This window comes from Mycobacterium sp. TH-M103, assembly GCF_057473785.1.
On the sequence record NZ_JBYCLG010000382.1, the window covers coordinates 1 to 4,389 of the forward strand.

The window sequence follows — 4,389 nt, forward strand, 5'->3', positions numbered from 1 at the left end:
CTCCTTGCCGTCGAGCTGCTCATAGCGCAGCTTGCCTTCCATCACCTCGTGCACGGCGGCCTGGGTGATGGCCTTGACGCCGCGCTCGCGGAACAGCGACTCGGTCCACATCCGGCTGGACTGCAGAAAGCCCTTGTCCTCGAACTGCATGCCGTCGACGCCGAAGTCGCCGAGCTCGTATTCGTTGGTGAGGTAGACGATCTCGGCCATGTCGCGCAGGCCGGCCGCGCGCAGCGTGTGTTCGACGTTGAAGGTGTACTCGAACGCCGCCCCCTCGCAGGTGCAGGTGCCGTGTCCCACGCCGATCACCAGGCGCTGCTTCTCGCCGGCCCGCATCTTGGCCATCACCTTGTGCAGCGCGGCGGACGCCTCGATCGCGTGGTCGGCGGTGCACACGGAGTAAGAGTGCCCGTCCGGGCCCAGGCCGGGCGTGGCCGCGAAGTTCAGCTGCGGGCCGGTGGCGTTGATCAGGTAGTGGTACACCACTGAGCCGGTCTGGCCGTTGTGCTCGGGGTCGGTATAGGTGAAGTCCACCGTCGGCGACGCCTCACCGCCCGATCCCTCGGGACGGATCGCGGTCGCGCGCGCCTGATGGAAGATGATGCCCTTGCGGTCATAGATCGGTTTCAGCGGAATCAGCACCTTGTCCGCTTCCATCCGGCCGACGCCGACCCAGATGTTCGATGGGATCCAGTTCCAGTCGGCGTTGGGCGAAATCACGACGACCTCGTGCTTGCGGGATAGCCATCGGCGCAGGTGCAGCGCGGCGGTGTGTCCCGCGATGCCAGCGCCGAGGATGACGACTCGTGCCATTGATGCTCCTCGGTCGGACCAGGCCACAACGGTGATGCGGCTCGACGCTCCCAGGGTACCCCTGGGGGTATCAAGCGGGAAAGGCGGCTCAGTTCATCGTCGTTCAGCGGCCCGCGCCTGGAAAGGGCACCCGGTAACCGGGCGGCTACCTGCCGTCGTTCGCGGTCAGTCCGCGCGCCCCCAGGCCCAGCACCACCAGCGCCGCGACCGCCACCAACAGGATCGACAATGCCACGGCGGCGTTGGCGTCGGTGACCCGCTGCAGGTAGATCTCCAGCGGCAGGGTGCGGGTCACCCCTTGCCGCGAACCGGCGAACGTCAGCGTCGCGCCGAACTCCCCCAGTGAACGCGCGAACGCCAGCACCGCCCCGACACCAGGCCCGGCCGCAGCAGCGGGAGCGTGACCCGCCACCAGACCGCGCTGGGCCGGACCCCCAGCGTCGCCGCGACCACCTCGTAGTCGGCCCCATCAGCGGCCGCATCAGCCGCACCAGGCGCGTCGCGCTGCGCGCCAGCACGAGCGCCATCGGGACCCCCAGCAGCACGCACAGCACGGTGCTGGCGGTCGCGGTCTTCAGGCTCAGCAACAGCGCGGTCCTCGACGACGAGCTGGTGATCAGGGACCACAAATTCGGCCAGTCGACCTTGGCCGCGATCGCCAGCAGCGGCAGCACCACGAAGACGGTGCCCACCGCGGCCGGCACGTACACCCAGCGCGGCAGGTTGACGGGGGAAGGCACGGCCGGCGTCAGGGCTTAGCGAACCCCGCCCGGGCCAGCGCTTGCTGGCCGGGACCGGACATCACCAGTTCGACGAACCGCCGCGCCGCCGCGGGGTGCGGCGCATGCTTCAGCACCGCGATGGGGTGGGTGTTGACAGCGCTGGCCGCCTCGGGAAAGTCGACGGACGCCACCTTGTCGCCGGCGCTCTTGGCGTCGGAGACATACACCAGCCCGGCGTCGGCCTGACCCGTGGTGACCTTGTCGAGGACGTCGGTCACGCTGAGTTCCTCGCTGACCGGCGTCAGGTGTACGCCGGTGTCGTCTTCGATGCGTCGGGTCGCCGACCCGCACGGCACCGGCGGTTGGCAGATCACCACGGCCCGGCCCGGCCCGGCCAGGTCGGCGAAGCTCGCGGTCTTCTTCGGGTTCCCGGGAGCGGTCACGATCACCAGCGTGTTCGAGGCGAAGCCCGCCGGGTCGCCATCCAGCAGTCCGGCTGTGGCGACGGTGTCCATCTGCGCCGTGTCGGCCGACGCGAAGACGTCGGCGGGGGCGCCCTGAGTCAGCTGCGTCGCCAGCTCGGAGGAACCGGCGAACTCGAAATCGGCGCCGTCGCCGGGATGGTCGGCCTTGAACCGCTGTCCGATCTGGGTGAAGAGGGGCCTCAGCGAGGCCGCGGCGAACACGACGACCGATCCGGCGGATCGGGGCGAGGGCGATTTCCGGGCGCACCCGACGGGCGCGGCCAGCAGCGCCGCCGACACCAGACAAGCCGTGAACCCGACCGGACGCACGCATGCACCCTAACGGGCGGTGCGCGTCCCGGGGGGATTGCGGTGATGGCCGAATAGTTACCCAATTGGCCCGCGCGTCGCGGCGCCGGGGATTTCATTGGCTAGCTACCGTCCAGTAACATGAGTTGAGTCGGGTCTGCGGGTTCGACGGTGAACACGAGGAGGTCATGGCAGTGGACGTGCTGGTCACCGGTGGGGACACCGACCTGGGGCGCACAGTGGCCGAGGGTTTCCGCGACGCCGGTCACAAGGTGACGCTGGTGGGCGCGCGCCGCAGTGACCTCGAGATCGCCGCCAAGGAACTCGACGTGGACGCGATCGTCTGCGACACCACCGACCCGGCCAGCCTTGAAGACGCCCGCGGGCTCCTCCCCCGCCACCTGGACACCATCGTCCACGTGCCGGTCCCGTCCTGGGAGGCCGGCGACCCGCGGACATACTCGATCGCCGACACCGCGCAGGCCTGGCGCAACGCCCTCGACGCGACAGTGCTGTCGGCCGTGCTGACCGTGCAGGCCGTCGGCGACCATCTGCGCTCCGGCGGGTCCATCGTCGGGGTGGTGACGGAGAACCCCCCGGCGGGCAGCATCGACGCCGCCATCAAGGCCGCGCTGTCGAGCTGGGTCGCCGGGCAGGCCGTGGTATTCGGCACGCGCGGGATCACCGTTAACGCCGTCGCCTGTGGGCGCAGCGCCCAGCCCGGTTACGACGGCCTGTCGCGTACGCCCCCGCCCGTGGCGGCGGAATTCGCCCGCCTGGCGCTGTTCCTCACCACTCCGGCCGCCCGCCACATCACCGGCCAGACCCTGCACGTCAGCCACGGCGCGTTGACCCAGTTCGCCTGAGCCCGTTGCGGTTGGCGCGTCCCACCGGTTTCGGCGCCGTGGGCCGATCGCTACGGTAACTAGCGTGGCTATACGACTCGGTCTGCAGATTCCCAACTTCTCCTACGGCACAGGGGTGGATCAGCTCTTTCCCACCGTGATCGCCCAGGCCCGTGAGGCCGAATCGGCCGGTTTCGACTCGGTTTTCGTGATGGACCACTTCTACCAGCTGCCCATGCTGGGCTCACCCGACCAGCCGATGCTGGAGGCCTACACCGCCCTGGGGGCGCTGGCCACCGCCACCGAGCGGGTGCAGTTGGGGACCCTGGTGACCGGCAACACCTACCGCAACCCCACCTTGCTGGCCAAGACCATCACCACGCTGGACGTGGTGAGCAGGGGCCGGGCCATCTTGGGCATCGGCACCGGCTGGTTCGAACTCGAACACGACCAGCTCGGTTTCGAGTTCGGCACCTTCACCGACAGGTTCAACCGGCTCGACGAGGCGCTGCAGATCATCCTGCCGATGCTCAAGGGCGAGCGGCCGAGCTTCTCGGGCAAGTGGTATCGCGCGACGGAGGCGCTGGCCAACCCCCGCTACCGCGAGCACATCCCGTTGATGATCGGTGGAAGCGGCGAGAAGAAGACGATCCCGTTGGCGGCGCGGCACTTCGACCACCTCAACGTGATCGCCGGGTTCGACGAGGTGCCGCGCAAGCTGCAGGTGGTGCGTCAGCAGTGCGAGGAGATCGGCCGCGACCCGGCGACACTGGAAACCAGCATGCTGGTCACCGCGCTCGTCGACGACAACGCCAAACCCGACCAGGTTCCCGCCGAGATGAGCCAGCGCATGGTGGTTGGCGGCGCCGAATCGGTCGCCGAGCAGCTCAAGACCAAGGTGCTCGACGCGGGCATCGACAGCCTCATCATCAACGTTCCGTTCTACACGCCCGGGGTGATTGCCGCCGCCGGCGCGGTGCTGCGTCCGCTCGTGGGCCTGTAGGGCCCTGGGGATCGTCGCGGCGGCCCCCGGCATGACGAGCATCACGTCGCCCGAACTGGGAAAACAACGCTGGTGTGGTTGAACGCACAGGCTTGCGATTTGGATTCGGGGGTACTCCTGTGACTACCGTGATTAGCGGACTGGCAGTGCGCGTCAAGGAGCCCCTCAGGAGCAGCAGATACATATGAGCCCCCAGCCAGAAAGCGCATCTGGAGCCAAGCGTCGGCATCGGG

At 68.8% G+C, this 4,389-nt stretch carries 4 protein-coding genes and 1 pseudogene; 2 read left to right on the forward strand and 3 right to left on the reverse strand.

Features of this window, described 5'->3' with window-relative positions:
• The 3 genes and pseudogenes from AC2VOR_RS21065 to modA form a co-directional block, all read right to left on the reverse strand.
• The coding region (locus tag AC2VOR_RS21065; protein WP_486964454.1) for an NAD(P)/FAD-dependent oxidoreductase at positions 1-813 on the reverse strand (813 nt) is incomplete at its 3' end.
• A gap of 145 nt (positions 814-958) precedes the next feature.
• Positions 959-1,553: pseudogene (locus AC2VOR_RS21070) on the reverse strand (ABC transporter permease subunit).
• An 8-nt stretch (positions 1,554-1,561) separates the two neighbouring features.
• The gene (gene modA / locus AC2VOR_RS21075; protein WP_369738549.1) at positions 1,562-2,329 is read right to left on the reverse strand and encodes a molybdate ABC transporter substrate-binding protein; all 768 of its coding nucleotides are present in this window, start codon (positions 2,327-2,329) and stop codon (positions 1,562-1,564) included.
• 167 nt (positions 2,330-2,496) lie between these two features.
• Here modA and AC2VOR_RS21080 point away from each other — a divergent pair, with 167 nt between their 5' ends.
• Together AC2VOR_RS21080 and AC2VOR_RS21085 are read left to right on the forward strand one after the other, a co-directional pair.
• Complete coding sequence (locus AC2VOR_RS21080) at positions 2,497-3,174, forward strand: SDR family oxidoreductase (protein WP_369741576.1); 678 nt, start codon at positions 2,497-2,499, stop codon at positions 3,172-3,174.
• Between the two features lie 64 nt (positions 3,175-3,238).
• Positions 3,239-4,156, forward strand: a complete 918-nt coding sequence (locus tag AC2VOR_RS21085; RefSeq protein WP_486964455.1) for an LLM class F420-dependent oxidoreductase — start codon at positions 3,239-3,241, stop codon at positions 4,154-4,156.
• Positions 4,157-4,389 lie beyond the last annotated feature (233 nt).